The sequence below is a fragment of the Plantibacter lichenum genome (assembly GCF_050587525.1).
In the GTDB taxonomy this organism is placed as follows: domain Bacteria; phylum Actinomycetota; class Actinomycetes; order Actinomycetales; family Microbacteriaceae; genus Plantibacter.
Genome location: NZ_JBOBFT010000002.1, coordinates 146,506 through 166,808, shown reverse-complemented (window position 1 = coordinate 166,808; position 20,303 = coordinate 146,506). Strand labels below are relative to the sequence as shown.

16 protein-coding genes and 1 pseudogene are annotated in these 20,303 nt (G+C 68.9%); 10 read left to right on the top strand and 7 right to left on the bottom strand.

The window, feature by feature from the left end; genetic code table 11:
* Positions 1-255: 255 nt before the first annotated feature.
* Both ACQ3HB_RS04185 and ACQ3HB_RS04180 read right to left on the bottom strand, forming a co-directional pair.
* The gene (locus ACQ3HB_RS04185; protein WP_430918029.1) at positions 256-903 is read right to left on the bottom strand and encodes a PadR family transcriptional regulator; all 648 of its coding nucleotides are present in this window, start codon (positions 901-903) and stop codon (positions 256-258) included.
* On the bottom strand, positions 900-1,826 hold the full coding sequence (locus tag ACQ3HB_RS04180; protein ID WP_430918027.1) for a DUF4097 family beta strand repeat-containing protein: 927 nt from the start codon (positions 1,824-1,826) through the stop codon (positions 900-902). The genes ACQ3HB_RS04185 and ACQ3HB_RS04180 overlap by 4 nt, the downstream gene beginning before the upstream one ends.
* A gap of 315 nt (positions 1,827-2,141) precedes the next feature.
* Between ACQ3HB_RS04180 and ACQ3HB_RS04175 the strand changes: the two genes are divergently transcribed.
* Together ACQ3HB_RS04175 and ACQ3HB_RS04170 are read left to right on the top strand one after the other, a co-directional pair.
* Positions 2,142-2,930: a MerR family transcriptional regulator gene (locus ACQ3HB_RS04175; protein ID WP_430918026.1), complete on the top strand. Its 789-nt coding sequence runs from the start codon at positions 2,142-2,144 to the stop codon at positions 2,928-2,930.
* A gap of 209 nt (positions 2,931-3,139) precedes the next feature.
* Positions 3,140-3,394: a hypothetical protein gene (locus ACQ3HB_RS04170; RefSeq protein ID WP_430918024.1), complete on the top strand. Its 255-nt coding sequence runs from the start codon at positions 3,140-3,142 to the stop codon at positions 3,392-3,394.
* Between the two features lie 201 nt (positions 3,395-3,595).
* On the opposite strand, the gene yczE is transcribed toward ACQ3HB_RS04170, so the two are convergent.
* Positions 3,596-4,318 (bottom strand): membrane protein YczE, encoded by a 723-nt coding sequence (gene yczE, locus ACQ3HB_RS04165; protein ID WP_430918023.1) that lies wholly within the window; start codon positions 4,316-4,318, stop codon positions 3,596-3,598.
* A 63-nt stretch (positions 4,319-4,381) separates the two neighbouring features.
* On the opposite strand from yczE, the gene yczR reads away from it, so the two are divergent.
* Both yczR and ACQ3HB_RS04155 read left to right on the top strand, forming a co-directional pair.
* Positions 4,382-5,812 (top strand): MocR-like transcription factor YczR, encoded by a 1,431-nt coding sequence (gene yczR, locus ACQ3HB_RS04160; RefSeq protein ID WP_430918021.1) that lies wholly within the window; start codon positions 4,382-4,384, stop codon positions 5,810-5,812.
* Positions 5,813-6,150: 338 nt separating this feature from the next.
* Positions 6,151-9,399: pseudogene (locus tag ACQ3HB_RS04155) on the top strand (efflux RND transporter permease subunit); the annotation flags it as partial.
* Between the two features lie 1,402 nt (positions 9,400-10,801).
* Here the strand turns inward: ACQ3HB_RS04155 and hutH are convergent.
* The gene (hutH, locus tag ACQ3HB_RS04150) at positions 10,802-12,397 is read right to left on the bottom strand and encodes a histidine ammonia-lyase (protein WP_430918019.1); all 1,596 of its coding nucleotides are present in this window, start codon (positions 12,395-12,397) and stop codon (positions 10,802-10,804) included.
* 95 nt (positions 12,398-12,492) lie between these two features.
* On the opposite strand from hutH, the gene ACQ3HB_RS04145 reads away from it, so the two are divergent.
* The 5 genes from ACQ3HB_RS04145 to ACQ3HB_RS04125 all read left to right on the top strand — a co-directional run bounded on the left by ACQ3HB_RS04145 (position 12,493) and on the right by ACQ3HB_RS04125 (position 15,970).
* The gene (locus ACQ3HB_RS04145; RefSeq protein WP_430918017.1) at positions 12,493-13,245 is read left to right on the top strand and encodes an IclR family transcriptional regulator; all 753 of its coding nucleotides are present in this window, start codon (positions 12,493-12,495) and stop codon (positions 13,243-13,245) included.
* A gap of 230 nt (positions 13,246-13,475) precedes the next feature.
* Positions 13,476-14,039: an ArsR/SmtB family transcription factor gene (locus ACQ3HB_RS04140; RefSeq protein ID WP_430918015.1), complete on the top strand. Its 564-nt coding sequence runs from the start codon at positions 13,476-13,478 to the stop codon at positions 14,037-14,039.
* A gap of 5 nt (positions 14,040-14,044) precedes the next feature.
* Complete coding sequence (locus ACQ3HB_RS04135; RefSeq protein WP_430918013.1) at positions 14,045-15,385, top strand: MFS transporter; 1,341 nt, start codon at positions 14,045-14,047, stop codon at positions 15,383-15,385.
* A gap of 109 nt (positions 15,386-15,494) precedes the next feature.
* Positions 15,495-15,698 (top strand): toxin, encoded by a 204-nt coding sequence (locus ACQ3HB_RS04130; protein WP_430918012.1) that lies wholly within the window; start codon positions 15,495-15,497, stop codon positions 15,696-15,698.
* Positions 15,695-15,970 carry a ribbon-helix-helix domain-containing protein gene (locus ACQ3HB_RS04125; protein WP_430918010.1) on the top strand — a complete coding sequence of 92 codons (276 nt, stop codon included), beginning with the start codon at positions 15,695-15,697 and terminating at the stop codon, positions 15,968-15,970. Before ACQ3HB_RS04130 ends, ACQ3HB_RS04125 begins: the two co-directional genes overlap by 4 nt.
* Positions 15,971-16,025: 55 nt before the next feature.
* Here the strand turns inward: ACQ3HB_RS04125 and ACQ3HB_RS04120 are convergent, their stop codons facing one another.
* Complete coding sequence (locus ACQ3HB_RS04120; RefSeq protein ID WP_430918008.1) at positions 16,026-16,610, bottom strand: pilus assembly protein CpaE; 585 nt, start codon at positions 16,608-16,610, stop codon at positions 16,026-16,028.
* 118 nt (positions 16,611-16,728) lie between these two features.
* Positions 16,729-17,526, bottom strand: a complete 798-nt coding sequence (locus ACQ3HB_RS04115) for an antibiotic biosynthesis monooxygenase (RefSeq protein WP_430918006.1) — start codon at positions 17,524-17,526, stop codon at positions 16,729-16,731.
* A gap of 179 nt (positions 17,527-17,705) precedes the next feature.
* Between ACQ3HB_RS04115 and ACQ3HB_RS04110 the strand changes: the two genes are divergently transcribed.
* The gene (locus ACQ3HB_RS04110) at positions 17,706-18,188 is read left to right on the top strand and encodes an NUDIX hydrolase (RefSeq protein ID WP_430918005.1); all 483 of its coding nucleotides are present in this window, start codon (positions 17,706-17,708) and stop codon (positions 18,186-18,188) included.
* A gap of 175 nt (positions 18,189-18,363) precedes the next feature.
* Here the strand turns inward: ACQ3HB_RS04110 and ACQ3HB_RS04105 are convergent, their stop codons facing one another.
* The gene (locus ACQ3HB_RS04105) at positions 18,364-20,133 is read right to left on the bottom strand and encodes a glycoside hydrolase family 15 protein (protein ID WP_430918003.1); all 1,770 of its coding nucleotides are present in this window, start codon (positions 20,131-20,133) and stop codon (positions 18,364-18,366) included.
* Positions 20,134-20,303 lie beyond the last annotated feature (170 nt).

Genomic DNA, 20,303 nt, shown 5'->3' with positions numbered 1-20,303 from the left:
TCCGGCCCCTGTGCCCGTCGAAGGGACGAGCACAACTCCTTCAATCTGGACCGGTGTCGACGGCCCGACCCCGGAATTCCGGGGCACGCCGGGTTTGCGGTCGCCGGATCGAAGGAGTTGTGCTCGAAGGAGTTGTGCTCGGTGGGGCACTTCGACGGGCTCAGCGACCGGGGTGCGGCTCAGCGACCGGAGTGTGGCTCAGTGACCGGGGTGCGGCTCAGCGACCGGAGTGTGGCTCAGTGACCGGGGTGCGGCTCAGCGACCGGAGTCGTCGGTCCGGAGCGATTCGCGGAGCTTCTCGCGGACGGACGCGAGTTCCGTCCGGAGCAGCTCGGTCGTCTCATCGGTGATCGCCCCGCCCTTCGAGACGAGCGTCCGCAGTTCGGTCCGCAGGCCCTGACGGAAGTCGTTCAGGACCACATCGATGCCATGCAGCGCGAGCCGACTCGTCGTCCGCGGGTCGTCCCCGGCCGGGGAGGACGTCGTGGTGGTCGTGTTCGTCGTGCGCGGCGAGGCCTTCGCCTCACGAGCGGCCGATGCGAGATCCGCCCGCAGGCTCTTCATCGCCGCGGTCACACCGCTCCGCACCTCGTCCGCCATGAACCGCACCGAATCGGTCAACTGCGTCTCGATGCGGCCGAGTTCCGACTCCCGCTCCGCGAGCTCAGCGCGTCCGGCATCGGTGATCTCGTAGACGGTCTTGCGGCCGTCGGTCGTCTTCGTGACGAGACCTTCCTCCTCGAGCTTCGCGAGGCGCGGATAGATCGTTCCGGCGGACGGGCTGTACGTTCCGCCGCTCCGATCGGTGAGCGCCTGGATCAACTCGTAGCCGTGCTTGGGCGATTCCGCGAGCAGGCTCAGGAGGTAGAGGCGGAGGCTGCCGTGGGCGAAGACGGGGGTCATGCGCCGGCCTCGGCGTTCCCGGTCACTGGGCTGTCGGTCGAGGTGGATCCGCCGGTCGGCGCATCGCCCGCGCCTGCATCGCCGCTCGTCGCGCCGGGTGCCGGCGTCGCGTGCGCGAGTGCTCGACGCAGAACCGTGATCCCGCCGGACACCGTGTTCGCGCGAACCTCGACGAACTGGCCGGCGAGCGTGCCGGTGTGCGCCGTGTAGCCCTTGCCGTGGACGCCCTTGATGAGCGAGCCGTCGATCGTGAGCGTGCCGGAGACCGTGTTGGTCGTGAAGCGTGCCGGGAGTTCCTCATCGAGGCGGACGGTGATCGATCCGCTGACCGAATTGAGTTCGAGCGAGTCGCAGGGGCCCTGCACGTCGAGCAGGATGTGCGATGCGACGCCGTCGACGGCGGCTTTCGAGATCCGGCCGGACGCGGTGACGTCGCCCGAAACCGAGTGCGCGTTGATGCGGCCGTTGTGGTTCTGGACCGTGATCTCGCCGTTGACGGAGTTGACGTCGAGATCGCCTGTCACGTCGTCGATCACGAGGTCGCCGGAGACCGTGTTGACCTTGGTATCGGCCGTGATGCCGGAGACGAGGCCGGATGCAGTGACGACGCCGATGTTCAGTGCGACGTCGCGGGGGACGAGCACGCTCACCTCCGCAGTGGCGCGGTTGGAGCCGAAGTTCTTGAAGACCTCGATGAAGTTGTCCCACCGGAGCTGCGGGTGGTCGATCTCGGCCTGGTCGCCGTTGATCGAGATCTTGAGGTCCTTGCCGGTGACGCCGTTCACTTCGATGCGGGCGCCGGGCTCGTCGTGGCCGATGATGTCGATCTGGCCGCCGATGAGGCCGACTTTGAGCTTGCGGACGAGGTCGATGTCGATGACGCGGGTCTCGCCGGGAGCGATGACCCATTTCTCCTGTGCCATGGTGGCGATCCTTTCGGGAGTATCGCGATATATCGCGTCTGAATGAACAACACGATATATCGCGTTTCTGGATCCTGCAAGCGGTTTCGCCTCGAATCCCGTGGTTCTCAGGGAAACTCCGGGCGATCCCTGAGTGAACCCCGGCCGCCACCGACATCGACGCATGTTCTGGAAGAGAGGAGTTGAGGTTGACGCTACGTCAAGGTCTAGCGTGGGCGTCATCGGCGCGGTGATGCTGTGGAATGCCCCGGCGTCCGGCTCCCGCGTCCAACCGACGCGGGCGCGCCGAACCGACGCAGGAGAGAGGAGTCGCACATGGACTGGTCCATTCAAGAGATCGCGAAACTGGCGGGCACGACGAGCCGTACGCTCCGCCACTACGGCGAGCTCGGCGTCCTGCCGGCGACCCGCATCGGCGCGAACGGCTACCGCTATTACGACGAGGCGGCGCTCGTGCGGTTGCAGCGCATCCTCCTGCTGCGAGACCTCGGGCTCGGTCTCCCCGCCATCGCCGAGGCCCTCGCCGCCGATGACCGCGCCGAACGGCGCACCGCCGACACCCTCCGCACCCACCTCGAGTGGTTGCAGCGGGAACGGGACCGACTTGCGCTGCAGATCGCATCGGTCGAAGACACCATCACGAGAATGGAAGGAGGTCAGCCCCTCATGGCAGAGCAGATGTTCGACGGGTTCGACCACACGACGTACCAGGACGAGGTAGCGAGCCGATGGGGTGAGCAAGCGTCTGTCGACAGCGACCGCTGGTGGCGTGGCATGAGCGCTGCGGAGCGGGCCGACTGGCAGGCATCCGTCGCTCGCCTGTGCGCGGACTGGGCTGCTGCCGCAGACCTCGGCGTCGATCCGGCCGGTGACGAGGCGCAGGTGCTCGCCCAGCGGCAGTTCGACTGGCTCTCAGGCATTCCAGGGACTCCGGGAGCTCGCGGTTCCGGCGCACCGGGAGCGAGTGGCCCGACGAAGGAGTACTTCACGGGGCTCGCCGAGATGTACGTCGCCGACCCTCGTTTCGCCGCGAACTACGGCGGCCGGGCCGGCGCGGAGTTCGTGCGCGACGCGATGCGTGCCTACGCGGACCGCGAGCTGTAGTCGGCCCTGCCCACAGCATCGGCGGGCCCGTCAGCCCCGCGTCGCGAGCATCGCCGGCCCCGCCGGCCGCTGCGTCGACCGCAGGCGTGAACGTCCGCGCCCCACAACCCCAGACCTCCGTTTTCGTGCAAGACGTCCCTTTTCGAGGGCACTTCTTGCACGAAAACGGAGGTTTCGGGGTTGCGGGGGTGCTGCGCTACCGTCGGAGGATGGATGGAGTGAAGCGGCGGATCGCGTGGGGCTGGTTGGCGCTCGCCATCGCCACGTCCCTCGTCGTCTCGTTCCTCATCTTCGGGACGAGCACGGGGGAGTGCCTGGACGCCGCGCCCGGCTCCGGCGCGATCAGCGCCTGCTCGTCCGAGCCGATGATGGGCTACGCCGGCTCCTGGGTCCTCGGGCTCGTCGCCGCGGTCGTGGTCGTGTACGCCGTCATCCGAACGTTCCGTCGTCCGTCAGCCGACTGACGCCCTTCCAGCACGACAGCAGGCTGACGTCCCGACAACCGGGCGACGTCTCGACGGCAGGTCGACGTCACCAGGGCGGCTGATGACATCGCCAAGGCAGGCTGACGTCCTGCACTGCTTGGTGACGCAATCGCCCGCGGGCCCCCTCCGGCGCCCGTCTCTCCGGAGTGCCTTTCCACAATTCAGGAACGTCACCACAATTCAGGATGATGCTGTCCGACTCGCCGGTGAATCGTCCTGAATTGTGCCGATCGTCCTGAATTCTGCAACGGGGTCGGGGTCGGGGTCGGGGTCGGTGGTGGTGGTGGTGGTGGACAGAGTAGGCAAGGCCGGGGCCGCGGAGGAGACGGGCTCGGGCGTGCGGAAGAAGGGGATCGTCCAGCCGCAGATCGGGCCGATGAGCACCGCGAACAGCACGGTGCCGACACCCACGTTGCCGCCGAGCAGCCACCCGATGCCGAGCACGACGACCTCGACGATCGTCCGCCCCACCCAGATCGGCCAGCCGGTCCGGTGGTGGATGCCCGTCATCAGCCCGTCGCGCGGCCCCGCACCGAAGCGGGCGCCGATGTAGAGGCCGGACGCGACGCCGAGCAGCAGCAGGCCGCCGGCGAAGAGGAGGAGCCGCGCCCACAGGACGAGGTCCGCGGGGATGAGCCACAGCCCGAGATCCGCGGCGGGGCCGACCAGGAGCACGTTGCAGAGCGTGCCGATGCCGGGTTTCTGCCGCAGCGGGATCCAAGCGAGGAGCACGACCGCACCGATGATCACGGCGGACAGCCCGAAACTGATGCCCGTCTTCATCGCGACGCCCTGGCCGAACACATCCCAGGGGGCGACGCCGATGCCGGCACGCACGATCATGGCGATGGCGATGCCGTACAGGAGGAGTCCGCTGAAGAGTTGGATGATGCGTCGGGTCATAGTGGACAATCCAATTCCCTGATTGGCTTTGGCGCCAGAGGCCAATCTGGCTATCGTGGCTGCATGCCGTCGATCATTCTCAGTGCCAGATCACTTGCAGGCCTCCTCGGGGAGTGGAAGGGCGCCTCGCCCGCCTACCGCGGCCTCGCCGATCGCATCCGCCTGCTCGTGCTCGACGGGCGCATCCCCGTCGGCACCCGCCTCCCAGCGGAACGCGAACTCGCCGACCGGCTGACGCTCAGCCGCACGACCGTCACGGCCGCCTACCGCGAGCTGCGTGACGCCGGCTACCTGCGGAGCGTCCGCGGATCCGGCAGCGTCACCCTCCTGCCTACCGCGCCGACGACGCTCGCACCGGTCCCGCAGGGCGGCTTCCTCGACTTCAGCAAAGCCGCCGTGCCGCCGTGCCCCGAGGTGCTCGACGCCGCTGTGGCCGCCGCCGCCGAACTCCCCAGATACATGCACGATTGGGACTACGACCTCGTCGGCATGCCAGAACTCCGCACGGCGATCGCCGACCGGTACACGGCGCGAGGCCTCCCCACCGACCCGGACGAGATCATGGTGACGGTGGGCGCGCAGCACGCGATCGCGCTCATCGCCCGCACGATGCTGAGCCGCGGCGATCGTGTGCTCGTGGAGATGCCGAGCTACCCGCACGCCTACGAAGCGCTCCGGGCGGCAGGAGCACGCCTCGGGGCCGCGACCGTCTCCTCCGACACCGGGTGGGACCCGCGCGAGATCGAGCAGTGGTTCGAACGCACGAGCCCCGCCCTGGCCTACCTCATGCCCGACTTCCACAACCCGACCGGCGCATCGATGCCGACGGACACCAGGGAGCGCATCGCCGCCGCCGCGGAACGGCACGGGACGGTGCTCGTGATCGACGAGACGACCGCGGAATTGAACATCGATCGGGTGGAATCGCATCCGCCGTTCGCCGCGACGGCCGGTGCACCGAAGTCCGTGATCACGATCGGCTCCGTCGGCAAGACGGTCTGGGGAGGGCTCCGCATCGGGTGGATCCGGGCCGAGCGGGGCACGATCAGGAAGCTCGTCTCCGCGCGCTCCCTCGGCGACCTCGGCACACCGATCCTCGACCAGCTGACGGTTGCGCAGGTCATGCCGGTCATGGACGGGATCGTCGCGAGGCGCGGCGAACAGCTCGGGCGGACGCGCGATCGACTGGTGGACCTCCTCGCCGACCGACTGCCCGAGTGGAACGTCCCGCGCGTCGATGGCGGCATCGCGACCTGGGTGAACCTCGGCGATGCGGCGTCGTCGCAGCTCGCGCTCGCCGCACGCAGTCATGGGCTCGTGATCGTGGCGGGGCCGCGATTCGGGATCGACGGCGCGTTCGAGCGGTATCTGCGCATCCCGATCAGCTATCCGTGGGCCGAGACGGAACGGGCCGTGGACCTGCTCGCGGCCGCATGGGGCTCGGCCGCGTTCGGGTCCGTGCCGAGCTCGGAGTATCTCGACGAGGTCGTGTGAGTGGGCCGGTCCTTGGGCCGGTTGAGGCGTGCTCGCTTCGGTGGGGCACTTCGACAGGCTCAGTGACCGGGTGGTGGCTCAGTGACCGGGTGGTGGCTCGGTGACCGGGCTCCGGTCCCTGAGCTTGTCGAAGGGTGGGGCTCGCGGTGTGGCACTTCGACAGGCTCAGTGACCGGGTGGTGGTTCACTGACCGGGTTGTGGCTCGGTGGCCGGGCCGCCGTTCGGCGACCCAGGACGGCGAGAATCCGCCGGTCCGACGGGGATCCCGGCATCGATCAGCTGGCTGATGTCATAATTGCAGCGTCCGCAACTCCTCGTTCTCACTGAAAGCGGCCCCGTGCATTTCCTCTCCGTCTTGAGCATGAAGAACCGCGCGTTGATCGCGCTCGTCACCATCGTCGTCGCCATCTTCGGCGTTCTGGCGATGACGGGACTCAAGCAGGAACTCGTGCCATCGGTGCAGTTCCCGCAACTCGCGATCGTGACGAGCTACCCCGGCGCAGCGCCGGAAGTGGTGAACGACGACGTCTCCACCCCGATCGAAACCGCGATCCAGGGCGTGCCCGGCCTCGAATCGACGAGCGCGACCTCGAGCACCAACTCCAGTCTCATCAGCGCCACGTTCACCTACGGGACCGACCTCGCGACCGCTGAGCAGAAGATCAACCAGGCGATCAACCGCATCAAATCGACCCTGCCGAAGGACCTCGACCCGCAGGTCGTCAGCGGCAGCATCGACGACCTCCCGGTCATCCAGATCGCCGTCACGGGCGGCGGATCGGCCGATGCCCTCGACACGCTCCTCAAGAACTCCGTCGTTCCCGACATCAAGGACGTCGCGGGCGTCCGAGACGCATCGATCGTCGGCGCCGTCGGCAAGCGGATCAGCATCACGCCGGACTCGGTGAAGCTCGCCGAGATCGGCAAGACGAGCCAGGTCGTCTCCTCGACCCTCGAGCAGAACGGTGTGCTCCTGCCCGCCGGCAGCATCACCGAGAACAACCAGACGCTGTCCGTCCAGACCGGGACGAAGCTCGGTTCGGTCGACGACATCAAGGCTCTCCCGATCTCCGGCGTCGTGAGCGCGACGGGCGGTGTCGTCACCCTCGGTGACGTCTCCACCGTCGAACTGACGAACGACCCGACGACCTCGATCTCCCGAGTGGACGGCAAGCCGGCGCTCACCGTCGCCGTCACGAAGCTGCCCGCAGCCAACACGGTCGAGGTGTCACAGGGCGTCCGAGCGATCCTCCCCGACCTCGAGAAGACCATCGGCTCCGACGCGAAGCTCACGGTCGTCTTCGACCAGGCGCCCTACATCGAGCAGTCCATCGAATCGCTCACGACCGAAGGCCTCCTCGGCCTCGCGTTCGCGGTCCTCATCATCCTCGTCTTCCTGCTCGACGTCCGCGCGACGATCGTCACCGCGATCTCCATCCCGACGTCCGTGCTCATCACCTTCATCGGCCTGCAGGTGGCCGAGTACTCCCTCAACATCCTGACCCTCGGCGCGCTCACGATCGCCATCGGTCGAGTCGTCGACGACTCCATCGTCGTCATCGAGAACATCAAGAGACACCTCTCGTTCGGTGACAACCGGACGGGGCCGGAACGCGCGGCCTCGATTCTCAGCGCCGTCCGCGAGGTCGCCGGCGCCATCACGGCCTCGACCGCGACGACCGTGGCCGTGTTCCTCCCGATCGCGTTCGTCGGCGACATGACGGGCGAGCTCTTCCGGCCGTTCGCGCTCACCGTCACGATCGCGCTGCTCGCCTCGCTGCTCGTGGCGCTCACGATCGTGCCAGTGCTCGCGTACTGGTTCCTGCGCGCGCCCAAGAAGCAGGCGGCCGACGCAGAGGCCGCTGCATCGTCCGCTTCGGCAGAGTCCGATGCCGTGACTCCGGCGCAGGGCGTGCCCGCGCTCACGGACGGGGCAGCAGCAGCCGCCGCGATCGGCGAGGTCACGACGAGCCGCCGCGCCCGCCGCGTGAGCGTGCAGGACGAGGACGACCTCGAGAAGCCGTCCAGGCTCCAGAAGGCGTACCTGCCGATCATCCACTGGACGCTCAAGCACTCCGTGACGACGATCCTCCTCTCGCTCCTCGTGCTCGGCGGCACCTTCGCGCTCACGCCGTTCATGAAGACCAACTTCCTCGGCGACTCCGGTCAGAACACCCTGTCGGTCAGCCAGACGCTGCCTGTGGGCGCGAGCCTCGAATCGCAGGACAACGCTGCGTCGCAGGTCGAAGCGAAACTCCGTTCCATCAAGGGCATCGAGACCGTGCAGCTGTCGATCGGGTCGAGCGGCAGCTCCATCCGCGACGCGTTCGTCGGAGGTGGCAGCTCCTCGATCACCTACTCGATCACGACCGACGAGAACGCCGACCAGACGGCGCTCCAGAAGAAGGTCCGCTCCGAACTCGCCGGGCTTCCGGACGCCGGGACGATCGAGGTCACCGCTTCCTCGGGCTTCGGCGGTTCGAGCGACATCGAGGTCGACATCACCTCGCCTCGCCAGGCCGACCTCCAGACCGCCGCCGACACCGTGCAGAAGGCCGTGCAGAAGCTCGACGGCATCGACCAGGTCACGAGCAACCTGAGCGCGTCGCGTCCCTACATCCAGATCAAGGTCGACCGCGACGAGGCCGCGAAGGCCGGGTACACCGAGGTCGCGCTCGGCGGATTCGTCTCGCAGCTCATGCAGCCTACGTCCGCTGGGACCATCGTGATCGACGACACGACGCTCACGATCTACGTCGACACGCAGGACCCGCCGACGACGATCGCCGAGCTCGCCGCCTCGACGGTTCCGACCGTCGCCGGCCCGCTGCGCCTCGACCAGCTGGCGACCGTGTCGCAGGTCGACGGCCCCGCGAGCATCACGACCGTCAAGGGACTGCGTTCCGCGACGATCAGCGCGACTCCGTCGAGCGACAACCTCGGCACCGCGAGCACCGAAGTGCAGGCAGCGATCGACAAGGCGAAACTGCCGGCCGGAACGACGGCGACCCTCGGCGGCGTGACCGCCGACCAGGGCAACGCGTTCAGCCAGCTCGGGCTCGCGATGCTCGCCGCGATCCTCATCGTCTACATCATCATGGTCGCGACGTTCCGCTCGCTCCGCCAGCCGATCCTGCTCCTGATCTCGGTGCCGTTCGCGGCGACCGGTGCGATCGGCCTGCAGGTCATCACGGGCGTGCCGCTCGGGGTGCCGTCACTCATCGGTGTGCTGATGCTCATCGGCATCGTCGTGACGAACGCGATCGTGCTCGTCGACCTCGTCAACCAGTACCGGCGTCGCGGCATGACGGTCATCACGGCCGTCGAACACGGCGCCGCACGACGACTCCGCCCGATCCTCATGACGGCCCTCGCGACGATCTTCGCGCTGACGCCCATGGCGCTCGGCGTCACGGGTCACGGCGGGTTCATCTCGCAGCCGCTCGCGATCGTCGTCATCGGCGGTCTCGTGTCGTCGACGCTACTCACGCTCGTGGTGCTGCCGACGCTCTACAACCTCGTCGAGGGCGCGCGTGAGCGCCGAGAGGCCAAGCGGGCCGCGAAGGCTGCTGCTGCTGGTGCTGCCGGGGGCGCTGCCGATGATTCCGTTTCGGGTGGGGCCGGTTCGGACGTCGTCGCCGCCCGTGCTGGTGAGCCTGCGACCGTGGGTGCCGGTGCTGGCGGCCTCGGCGCTGCGGCTTTCGGCGTTGGCGCCGCAGGTGCCGGATTCGGTGCTTCGGTGCTGGTCGGTTCCGGAACCGGGGCGTCCGGCGGAAGCGATGCCGATCTCGCTGGTCTCCCTGACACCGACGCCGCAGGAGTTGTCGATGTCGATGCAGCCGATGCAGATGCAGATGCCGGTGCCGATGCCGATGCCGGTGCCGCGGACGCACATCACGTTCCGTTCACCCCGACCGACGAGTTCCTCGACACCGCCGAGGGTCCGGACGTCGAAGTGCCGACGACCGCTCTCGACGGTTCCGTGCTCGCCGCCCCCGCTGCGGCGACCGGCGCGATCGACCTGCCCGGTGGGGCCGCTCCGGCGGGTGCGACCGCTCTGCCCGGTGTGCCTGCTGACGAGGCCGCGCCCATCGAGGCCCCGGAATCCGGCCTCGAGACCCTCGAGGGTCCGGACGTCGAACGGTCTTCGGGCGACGCCCCAGCGCTCGACTCGGCGCGCGAGCCCGTCTCTGATGTCGTGCCCGTCTCTGATGTCGAGCCCGTCTCCGATGCCGAGCCCGTCGAGGGTCCTGACGTCGAGCGTTCGCTCGATGACGTGCCGGCCGTGATCGAATCGCGCCTCGAGTCGTCGACGGAATCACTGACCGAGCCGTCTGAGCCGGATGCGCCGACCGACGCTGCAGAGCCACCCGCGACCGCTATCAATGTGGCCGATGACGCCGCCGCCGTGCCGCAGCAGACCGATGGCCCATCGGGTGTCGACCGTCTCGACGACCGCGGCGTCGAAGCGGCAGCCGAGCCGGTCATCGACTTCGGTTCTGCGGAGCCCGAAGCACGTTCTGCGCATGATGCAGACGCGGAGAACCCGGAGCACCACCACGGGGTGCATGTGGCGTCGGACGAGTCGCTGCCGAGTACGCAGGCGATCGATGTCGTTCACCTCGACGATCCCGAGCTCGCTGCTGACGCGCCGCACCATGGTGTGCACGAGGCTCCCGTCGTCGAGGATGCGCACTCGGAGCCCTCGGACGACTCCGGTTCCGCTTCGGATGCTTCATCGCCATCCGACGCTGTCGCATCGGCCGAACCCGCTCCGGATGCATCCGGCTCTGCAACCGACGAAGCCGAAGCAGCCCCGGCCCCGGACGCCCAGGCGCCGGACGCCCCCGGCAAGCGCAACTCCCGTCGGGCCCAGTGGCCCTGATCCAGGGCGAGGTGAGGCTTCCGGTTGCCCAGGCGTGCCCTGAACAACCGGAAGCCTCACCTCAGCAGGAGTACAGGACGAGGCAGCAGCGGCGGAGAGCCCGTCAGCGCAAGGGGCCCACGGCAGCGGAGGCCGCAGCGACGAGCCTGCCCGACTGCACGAGCTGCGTGACGGCCTCGATGTCCGGTGACAGGTAGCGGTCCGGTCCCGGCCCGTCGACGACGGTGCGGACGAGTGCGTGCACCGCGCCGGTCCCGCCGGCGGGCAGGAGCGGTGCACGCAGGTCGATCGCCCGAGCGGCCGTCATGACCTCGATCGCGAGCACCCGCCCCAGGCCGTCGACGGCCCGCCGCAGCTTGCGGGCCGCGGCCCATCCCATCGACACGTGGTCCTCCTGCATCGCCGACGACGGGATCGAGTCGACCGATGCCGGCGCCGCCAGCCGCTTGAGCTCGCTCACGATCCCGGCCGCCGTGTACTGGGCGATCATGAGACCGGAATCCACGCCGACCTCGTGCGCCAGGAACGGCGGCAGGCCTTGGTTGCGGCTGTGGTCGAGGAACCGGTCGGTGCGGCGTTCGGACATGCTCGCGACGTCGGCGGCGACGATCGCGAGGAAGTCGAGCACGTAGGCGACGGGCGCGCCGTGGAAGTTCCCGTTCGACTCCACGCGACCGTCGAGGGTCAGGACCGGGTTGTCGACGGCGCTCGCGAGCTCCCGGGACGCGACGAGTTCCGCGTGGGCGAGCGTGTCCCTCGCGGCCCCGTGGACCTGCGGTGCGCATCGCAGCGAGTAGGCGTCCTGGACCCGGGTGCACTCCGGCCCGCGATGGCTCGCGACGATGGGCGAACCGGCGAGGAGCGCACGCAGATTGGCTGCACTGTCGGCCTGTCCCGCCTGCGGTCGGAGCGCTTGCAGGTCTTCGGCGAACACGGCATCGGTTCCGAGGAGCGATTCGACGCTGAGCCCTGCGGCGATGTCCGCGGTCGTCAGGAGCGCGGACAGGTCGTGGATGGCGAGCGCCAGCATCCCGAGCATCCCGTCGGTGCCGTTGATGAGCGCGAGCCCTTCCTTCTCGGCGAGGCGGAGCGGTTCGATGCCGGCTGCGGCGAGGGCGTCGGCCGCCGGGATGCGCGCGCCCGTGGCATCGTGGACCTCGCCTTCCCCCATGGTCGCGAGGGCGCAGTGGGCGAGCGGTGCGAGGTCGCCGGAGCAGCCGAGCGACCCGTATTCGAAGACGACGGGCGTGATCCCGGCGTTGAGGACTGCCGCGTAGCGTTCGACGACGACCGCGCGCACGCCCGTCCGGCCCGTCATGAGTGTGGAGAGACGGAGCAGCATGAGGGCGCGGACGACCTCGCGTTCGACCTCCGCGCCCGAGCCTGCCGCGTGGGAGCGGACGAGGCTCGCCTGCAGGTGCGCACGGCGATCGGTCGAGATGAACGTCGTCGCGAGCGCGCCGAATCCGGTCGAGATGCCGTAGTGGGGCTGCGGGTCTGCGGCGAGTGCCTCGACGATGGTGCGCGATGCGGCGACGCCCTCGAGGGCGCGCGGGTCCAGCCGGATCTCGGCGTCGTGACGGGCGACGGCGACGACATCGGCGATGCTCACCGGACCGGCGCCGACGGTCACGAGGGGTGCTTCGCCGCCTTCGGGAGCCAGGGATCCATGGATGGCTGCTGTGGGAGGAATCGTCATGGTTCGATTGCACACCGTGGATCGCGGGCGCGGGTGCGCGTACACTCGACTCCGTCTGGGATCCCAGACGTGAGCGACGGGAGGCAGGAGCGCAGATGAGCCAGGTCCCCGCCGCCGATGCGACGCTTCGGATCCTCTCCTTCCTCGCGGCGCAGCGCGGTCCCGTGCAGGCCGCCGTCATCGCGAACGGGCTCGACCTTCCGCGCTCCACCGTCTACCACCTGCTGTCCGTCTTGCAGGAGCGGGGCTTCGTCGTGCACCTGCCCGAGGCGAAGCGCTACGGGCTCGGCGTCGCTGCGTTCGAGCTGTCCGGCGGGTACGCGCGGCAGGAGCCGCTCAGCCTCCTCGGTCGGCCGTTGCTCGCGGACCTCGTCGACCAGGTGGGGGAGAGCGCTCATCTCGCCGTCCTCCACGGGCGGGATGTGCTCTACATCGTCGAGGAGCGCGCGCCCCGGCGAGGTCATCTCGTGACCGATGTCGGCGTCCGACTGCCCGCCCATCTCGCGGCGAGCGGATGTGCGATCCTCGCCGCCCTGCCACGGGGCCAGGTGAGGGCGCTGTATCCCGATGCCGCGGCATTCGTCGATCGGACGGGCGTCGGGCCCAAACGGTATGCGGAGCTCAGGGCCGTGCTCGACCGGACGGCGGCCGACGGTTTCGCGCGCGAGGACGGCGGCGTGACGCGAGGACTCGCATCGGTCGGAGTGGCGGTTCGAGACCATCTCGGTTGGCCGGCCGCTGCCATTGCGGTGACGTTCGCGTCGTCCGCGGGAGTCGACGAGGTCGCGGTGGCCGCCGAGGTCGCCCGCGCCGCCTCGGAGCTCTCGCGGCGCATCCGTGGTCGGTGAGCTGCGTGGTCCACCCCGCTCCACGCTCGCCCGGTTCCTGAGCCTGTCGAAGGGCGCCCCGCCGCGCGCATAACTCCTTCACATCGATCGGCTGCAGCATCGACTTCCCCGGATTTCCGGGGTTCGTCGACTTTGTGGAGTGCGGATTGAAGGAGTTGCGGTGCACCAACACAGGGGAGAAATGGATAAGAAGTCTTGTACAAGGTTTCTTATGTGTTTACGATGGGCGCATGACGGCATCGCAACTCTCGCTCACCGACCCGAAGGTCATGCGGGCTCTCTCACATCCGATCCGCCTCCGGCTCCTCGGCGAGTTGCGGGTGCGCGGGCCGCAGACGGTCGGGCTCCTCAGCGGCGCGGTCGATGAGGCGCCAGGGCTCGTCAGCTACCATCTGGGCGTCCTGGCCGAGCACGGGCTGGTCGCGGAGGTGCCCGAGCTCGCGCGTGACAAGCGGGAGCGCTGGTGGCGCGCTGCCCACGACCGAACGCACTGGGACGCGGCCGAGCATCTCGACGACCCCGAGCGCCGGACGGCGCTGACGGCACTCCGCGGTTCGGTGCAGCGTCGATACACGGAACTCCTCCAGGAGTACCTCGAACTCGAGCCGACCCTGCCCGCGGCCTGGGTCCGGGCCGCGACCTCCGGCGACGAGATCCTCCACCTCACGAGTGCGCAGCTCGCCGAACTGGGGGAGGACCTCGAGGCCCTCGCGCGCAAGTGGGCGGCCCTGAGCGATCGCGATGCCGATGGCGCCGCCGACGTCGCGCTGATCTACCACGCCTTCCGGCGGTGAGGCCGATGCGCGGCGGGCGACATCGCGATGGCGGCGACGGTGCGACCGACTCCCGGGCCGGGGCCACCCCCGCTCGCCGCCGCTTCCTCCTCCTGACCGCGCTCCGCTGGTTGCCGACCGGGCTCGTCGCACCCGTCATCACGCTGCTCGCCGTCGAGCGCGGACTGACGATCGCCGAAGTCGGAGTGATCGTCGCCGTGCAGGGGTTCGTCGTCCTGGGCGCCGAACTGCCCGCCGGCACCCTGTCGGACGCGATCGGCAGGCGGCCCACGCTCATCCTCGCGGGTGTGACCGGCGTCTGCTCGATCGTGCTCGTTGCGACCGCGCAGTCCTTCGCGATGTTCGTGGTCGCCTTCGCGCTGCAGGGCATGTGGCGCGCGCTCGATTCCGGCACGCTCGAGTCCTGGTACGTGGACCGGGTCGTGGATGACGGGGACGGCACCGGTGAAAGCGGCGGCGCGGGCAGCAGCGAGGGCAGCGGGCCCGACATCGCCTCCGGCCTCGCGGCGGGCGCGACGGTCCTCAATCTCGCCATGGGCGCCGGTGCGCTCGCATCGGGCGGTGTCGTCGCCGTCGGTCTCGCGATCGGCACCCGCCCGTTCGGCGTGTCTGCGCTCGTGCTGCCCGTCGTCGTCGCGGCTGTGCTCACCGTCGTGAGTCTCGTGGCCGTGATCCTGCTCGTCACGGAGGAGCGCCCGGTCGGCGGGCGTCCGCGACTGCGCGGCCTGTGGAAGGCGATCCCGTTCGGCATCGTCGACGGCGTCCGGCTGGTCACCCGTTCGCGCGTCCTCCTCGCACTCGTGGCGGTCGAATTGTGCTGGGGCTTCGGGATGGTCGCATTCGAGACGCTCATGCCGTTGCGGCTCGGCGAGGTCGTCGGGAGTGCGACGGAGGCCGGTGCGCTGATGGGGCCGGTGACCTCGGTGGCCTGGCTCGCGGCCGCAGCCGGAGCCGCGTTGGTCCCGCTCGCGAGCCGACGGTGGGGGACCGCGCTCCCTGCTGCAGGCCTGCGGGTCCTGCAGGGGCTCACCGTGGTCGGGATGGGTCTGCTCGCCGGGCCGGTCGGCGTGATCGGCGCGTTCGTCGCCTGCTATGCCGTGCACGGTGCATCGAATCCGCTGCACAACGCGCTCCTGCATCGGCAGGCCACGAACGCCAACCGTGCGGTGGTCCTCTCGATCAACTCGATGGTCGCGCAGCCGGCGTTCGCGATCGGGGCGCTCGTGCTGGGCGCCATCGCGAGCGGGGCGTCGCTCGGCGTGGCGATGGTCGTCGCCGGCGTGGTGCTCGCGCTCGCCGCGCCGCTCTACCTTCCGGCTCGACGGCAGGAGCTCCAGGCCGCCTGAGTGTGCTTGTGGACAACGCAAGCGGCGCGTAGTCTTTTAGTAATACGTTTCTCGAATGGAAGTGCATGACTCGGCTCGAAAACATCGGATCGCCCCGGAGGACTCCGTCATGGCGGCCACGCACTGCCTCCTCAGGATCGATCTCGATGCGCGGAGTCCAGCACGTCAGCTTCGTCTCGGATTCGATCGCTGGGGAGTCCTCCCGGAGACCGTTGTGCTGACCTTCGACAACGGACATCAACTCGTCATCCATTCGATGCGAGCGCGCAAGAGCTATCTGGCCCTGCTGCCAGACGAGAGGAGCACACGATGACACACGGCGATTCCACAGACCGCACCATCGACGGACGCCCGATCGATGAGGCGCAGATCGAAGCATGGGCGACAGAAGCGGAGGTGGGATACGAGGTCGATGTTCCGGCCAAGCGTGGCCGTCCGCTCCTGGGAAGCGGCGTGGCCAGAGTCGTTCCGGTGCGTCTCGATCCCGAGCTCTCGGATGCGCTCACCGTGCGTGCGCAACAGGACAACACGAACCGCAGCATCGTGATCCGCGACGCGCTCCGGGCCTGGTTGCAGACCGCCTGAGTCCCGGCTTCCTGCATTCCCGTCTGTGCGTTCCGTGCTGGGCCGCAGGAGGGGACTACTCCGTCGAACGCAGGACGAGTGAGAGCAGCGCTTCCGCGTACGCGTCCTCCGGCGTGCTCGCCGAGTACCTCTCCGTAAGGCCGTTCGCGTGCGTCACGACATCGAAACGCGACAGGTCGCCGAGATCGAGCGCGGAGTCATCGGCGTCACCGGAGTCACCGGAGTCGTCACCGGTGTCGCCGTCGGCCTGCACCTCATCCGCTGCGGTCATCGCGTTGGTCGCGGTCGCCGCCGAGATCGATGCCGACGCGACCGTCGGGTCCATCCCCGCGCCCGCCGCGTGCGCCGCATCGACGAACTCGAGCGACCGGAACGACGCCCCGAGCAGTTCGCGCAACTGGCCCTCGGACGGCAGCCACAGCGTGTCGACCTCATCGACCGAATCGAGCGCCCACTCCGTGGTCCCGTTGAACCCGAAGCTCCGGCCGCCGGGATGCTCATGCACCTCGATCGTCATCTCGCTCACCGTGAAGACCTCGCCCTGGAACTCACCGCGATCGATCATGAACCGATCGCCGGCGACGGGATGCCATCGCAAGCCCGCCGTGCGGAGGGCACGAGCCAGTTCCGTCGAGATCATCCGACCAGTGTCCCGTCGGCCAGTGTGCGGAGGGCGCGAGCCGATCCCGTGGAGGTCATCCGACCAGTATTCCGTCGACCGATGTGCATCGCCAGTGAATCGTGTCGCGTGGCCGAGCTCAGCGGCGCGGCTTCTGCAGCCAGGGGCGCAGCATCCTGGTGACGAACGGGAGCAACCAATAGGTCATGATCGGCGTGAGGACGAGGGTCGAGATCAGGACGTGGAGGAGCACGCCGAGCGGTTCCCAGCCGGGGACGAGATACGTCACGATGAGGGTGAACACGAGGTTGAGCGGGAAGAATCCGAGCCAGATCGTGACCGCCTGCTTCCAGCGCGGCGGGGCGGGCGGGATCGGGTCGTCGGCGGACTCGTCGATGAGGGTGCCGCCCGCGTCTCCGAGTGGACCGGCATCGCCCCGCTCGGTGTCGTTCGTGTGGCCGGCGCCGTTCGCGTGGCCCGCGCCCGTCGTCGTCCCGCTCGCGTGGGTGCGGGTGCTGCCCGTTCCCGGGTGCGTCGCGGTGCTGCCGGTACCGGAGGCGCCAGACCCGCCCGATCCGCTTGCTCCACCAGATCCGCTTGCTCCTCCGAGGTGCAGGATCCCGTCTGGCGCATCGAACCAGCCCTCGATGCCCGTGCGCTTCTCGACGCGGGACTGTTCCATGAATTCGCGGCCGCTCGACAACCACCAGGCGCGTTCCGACGACTGTTCCCAGTCCGCCAGTGTCGCCTCGTTCGAGAAGCGGTAGAGCATGTACCAGAGGTCGCTGTCCTCGCCGGATCGGATCCAGCCGGAGCCGAGGAAGCCGGGGTGCTTGTTGGCGAGGTTGATGCCGGCCTGCACCCAGATGGTGGCCTCGGCGATGCGTGCGGGGTTCACCCGACGCTCGATCGAGACGGTGATGGGTTCGTGTTCCATACCCTCAAGTACACAGCATCCGCGCGTCGGCCTGCGCCAGCCCGCCTGCCGCTTCCCTCCCTCCGGTTTCCACAATTCCGGAACGTTCGCGATGGAAGGCGCTTGCTCGGGCGGAATCCGCCCGACTTCGTCACTCCAGCCACAGGAGTTCCGGAATTGTGCACGGCTAGGCTCGGGGAATGGCGACTCCCGACTTCGTACTCGCGCTCCGGGCGCACATCGGCAACGCTCCACTGTGGCTGACGGGCGTGACCGCGGTCGTCCTGCGGGGCCGCGAGACGGCGCATCCCGAGGTGCTGCTCGTGCGTCGGGCCGACAACGGCGCCTGGACCCCGGTGACCGGCATCATCGACCCGGGCGAGGAACCGGCCGTCGCCGCAGAGCGTGAAGTGCTCGAGGAGACGGCGATCACAGCGATCGCGGAACGGCTCGCCCTCGTGCAGGTGCTCCCGCCCAACGTGTACGACAACGGCGACGTCACCCAGTACATCGACCTGTCCTTCCGCTGCAGCTACGTCTCCGGCGAACCGTTCCCCGCCGATGGCGAGAACACGGAGACCGCCTGGTACCCGATCGATGCGCTCCCCGAGATGTCCGAGGGCATGCGGTTGCGGATCGAGGCGGCCGCGTCCGACGAGCGTGAGGCGCGCTTCAGCCGCTGATCGCGCGGGCCGCCTCGTCCCAGGGCTGCGCACAATTCCGGAATTCCTGTGACAGGAGTGACGAAATTAGCCGATTTCGCCCCAAATCGTCACTCCTGTCACACCTTTTCCGGAATTGTGGACATCCTGAGGCGGTGGCGGCACTCTGCACCAGGCGGCGTGGAGACGGCGGCCGCTAGACCCGCCCGGCCTGAATGGCGTCCGCGGCACGCACGAGCGCGAGGTGCGAGAGCGCCTGGGGCGTGTTGCCCACCTGCCGGTCGCCCTGCACGTCGTATTCCTCCGACAATAGTCCGACATCGTTCGAGAACGACACCAGTCGATCCATCAGACGTCGTGCATCGCCGTCGCGGCCCGAGCGCGCATACTGCTCGACGAGCCAGAACGAACACGCGAGGAACGGATGCTCCTCCCCAGGCAGCCCGTCGACGCCGCTGTCCGTGCGGTATCGCAGGAGGAGCCCGTCCTTCAGGAGGTCCTCCTCGAGGGCCGCGACCGTGCCGATCATCCGCGGATCGTCGTGCGCGATGTACCCCATCTGCGCCAGCTGCAGGAGTGAAGCATCGACTTCCTTCGTCCCGTAGTGCTGCACGTAGGTGCCGCGCACATGGTCGAAGCCTTGTTCCTCGATCTCGTCGCGGATGCGATCCCGCAGGACCTCCCATCGGTCCGCGGGGCCGTCCAGTCCGTGGTCACGGACGGCGCGAACGGCGCAGTCGAGAGCCGCCCACAGCATCGCGCGAGAGTGCGTGAAGTGCTGCAGCTCGCCGCGCACCTCCCAGATCCCGTGGTCGCGGCGATCCCACTGCTCCTCGACGACGCCGAGCAGCGCCCGCTGCAGACTCCAGGAGAATTCGTCCTCGCGGATCCCGATGTCGCGGGCTTGGGCGAGCGCGAGCATCACGGCCCCGAAGATGTCGCCCTGGTACTGCGTGTACGCGCCGTTGCCGATGCGGACGGGCGTCGCCCCTTCGTATCCGGGGAGGCTCGTGAGCTCGGACTCGACGAGATCGCGCTCGCCGGACAGCCCGTACATGATCTGGACGTCGTTGGGGTCGCCGGCGATGGCGCGGAGCAGCCAGTTGCGCCATCCGTGCGCCTCGCCGTCGAAGCCGTGGCTCATGAGCGCTTCGAGCGTGAGCGACGCATCGCGCAACCACACGTAGCGGTAGTCCCAGTTGCGGACCCCGCCGAACGACTCCGGGAGGCTCGTCGTCGCGGCGGCGACGATGCCGCCCGTGTCCTCGTGGGTGAGCGCGCGGAGGACGAGGAGGGAGCGGACGACCGCGTCGGCGTACTCCTCGGGCGGCTCGCACCGGTCCGCCCAGCTCTGCCACCATTCGACGGTGGCGTCGATGCGCGAGTCGACGTCGATCGGTTGCGGCGGTTCGCGGTGGGCCGGGTACCACGTGAGGGTGAGGTCGACGGTCTCGCCGGCCGTGACGTCGAACTCGGCGCTGTGGGAGTGGTTCTGCGCGGTGAGGTGCGGTCCTCGGACCACGACCGCATCCGGACCTGCGACGGCGACGATCCCGTGCCCGTCCTCCGCCTGTCGCACCCAGGGGAGCGCGCTCGCGTAGCCGAATCGGATGCGCAGGTCTTCGACCATCGGCACCGTCCCGCGGATTCCGCGTACCCGCCTGATGACGTCCGCTCGCCGGTCGCCGTGCGGCATCACATCGGTCACCTCGACCTCGCCCTCCGCGGTGATCCACCGGGTGACGAGCACGAAGGTGCCCGGGATGTACTCGCGCGTGACCGTGGCCTTGCTGTCGAGCGGGCGGAGCAGCCAACGGCCGTGGTCCTCCGTCCCGAGCAGCGCACCGAAGGTGGATGCTGAGTCGAATCGGGGCAGGCACAACCAGTCGATGCTGCCGGTTCTGGAGACGAGCGCTGCCGTGTGGCAGTCGCCGATCATGGCGTAGTCCTCGATGGGGCTTGGCATCCCACCATGCTGTCATGCGGTGCTGGGGAGGCCCCGGGGACGCGCGGGTTCCCACTCATCGTGCGGGCGTCGTGCCCTCCTCCTGCTGCCGGTGGCTTTCACAATTCAGGAACTTCTGCACAATTCAGGACGATCCGCGCGGACACGCCGGTGGATCGTCCTGAATTGTG

Excerpts from the sequence above, each read along its gene's own strand:
- ACQ3HB_RS04185 (WP_430918029.1), bottom strand. The coding sequence starts at position 903 with ATGACCCCCGTCTTCGCCCACGGCAGCCTCCGCCTCTACCTCCTGAGC.
- ACQ3HB_RS04180 (WP_430918027.1), bottom strand. The coding sequence starts at position 1,826 with ATGGCACAGGAGAAATGGGTCATCGCTCCCGGCGAGACCCGCGTCATC.
- ACQ3HB_RS04175 (WP_430918026.1), top strand. The coding sequence starts at position 2,142 with ATGGACTGGTCCATTCAAGAGATCGCGAAACTGGCGGGCACGACGAGC.
- ACQ3HB_RS04170 (WP_430918024.1), top strand. The coding sequence starts at position 3,140 with ATGGATGGAGTGAAGCGGCGGATCGCGTGGGGCTGGTTGGCGCTCGCC.
- yczE (WP_430918023.1), bottom strand. The coding sequence starts at position 4,318 with ATGACCCGACGCATCATCCAACTCTTCAGCGGACTCCTCCTGTACGGC.
- yczR (WP_430918021.1), top strand. The coding sequence starts at position 4,382 with ATGCCGTCGATCATTCTCAGTGCCAGATCACTTGCAGGCCTCCTCGGG.
- hutH (WP_430918019.1), bottom strand. The coding sequence starts at position 12,397 with ATGACGATTCCTCCCACAGCAGCCATCCATGGATCCCTGGCTCCCGAA.
- ACQ3HB_RS04145 (WP_430918017.1), top strand. The coding sequence starts at position 12,493 with ATGAGCCAGGTCCCCGCCGCCGATGCGACGCTTCGGATCCTCTCCTTC.
- ACQ3HB_RS04140 (WP_430918015.1), top strand. The coding sequence starts at position 13,476 with ATGACGGCATCGCAACTCTCGCTCACCGACCCGAAGGTCATGCGGGCT.
- ACQ3HB_RS04135 (WP_430918013.1), top strand. The coding sequence starts at position 14,045 with ATGCGCGGCGGGCGACATCGCGATGGCGGCGACGGTGCGACCGACTCC.
- ACQ3HB_RS04130 (WP_430918012.1), top strand. The coding sequence starts at position 15,495 with ATGGCGGCCACGCACTGCCTCCTCAGGATCGATCTCGATGCGCGGAGT.
- ACQ3HB_RS04125 (WP_430918010.1), top strand. The coding sequence starts at position 15,695 with ATGACACACGGCGATTCCACAGACCGCACCATCGACGGACGCCCGATC.
- ACQ3HB_RS04120 (WP_430918008.1), bottom strand. The coding sequence starts at position 16,610 with ATGATCTCGACGGAACTGGCTCGTGCCCTCCGCACGGCGGGCTTGCGA.
- ACQ3HB_RS04115 (WP_430918006.1), bottom strand. The coding sequence starts at position 17,526 with ATGGAACACGAACCCATCACCGTCTCGATCGAGCGTCGGGTGAACCCC.
- ACQ3HB_RS04110 (WP_430918005.1), top strand. The coding sequence starts at position 17,706 with ATGGCGACTCCCGACTTCGTACTCGCGCTCCGGGCGCACATCGGCAAC.
- ACQ3HB_RS04105 (WP_430918003.1), bottom strand. The coding sequence starts at position 20,133 with ATGCCAAGCCCCATCGAGGACTACGCCATGATCGGCGACTGCCACACG.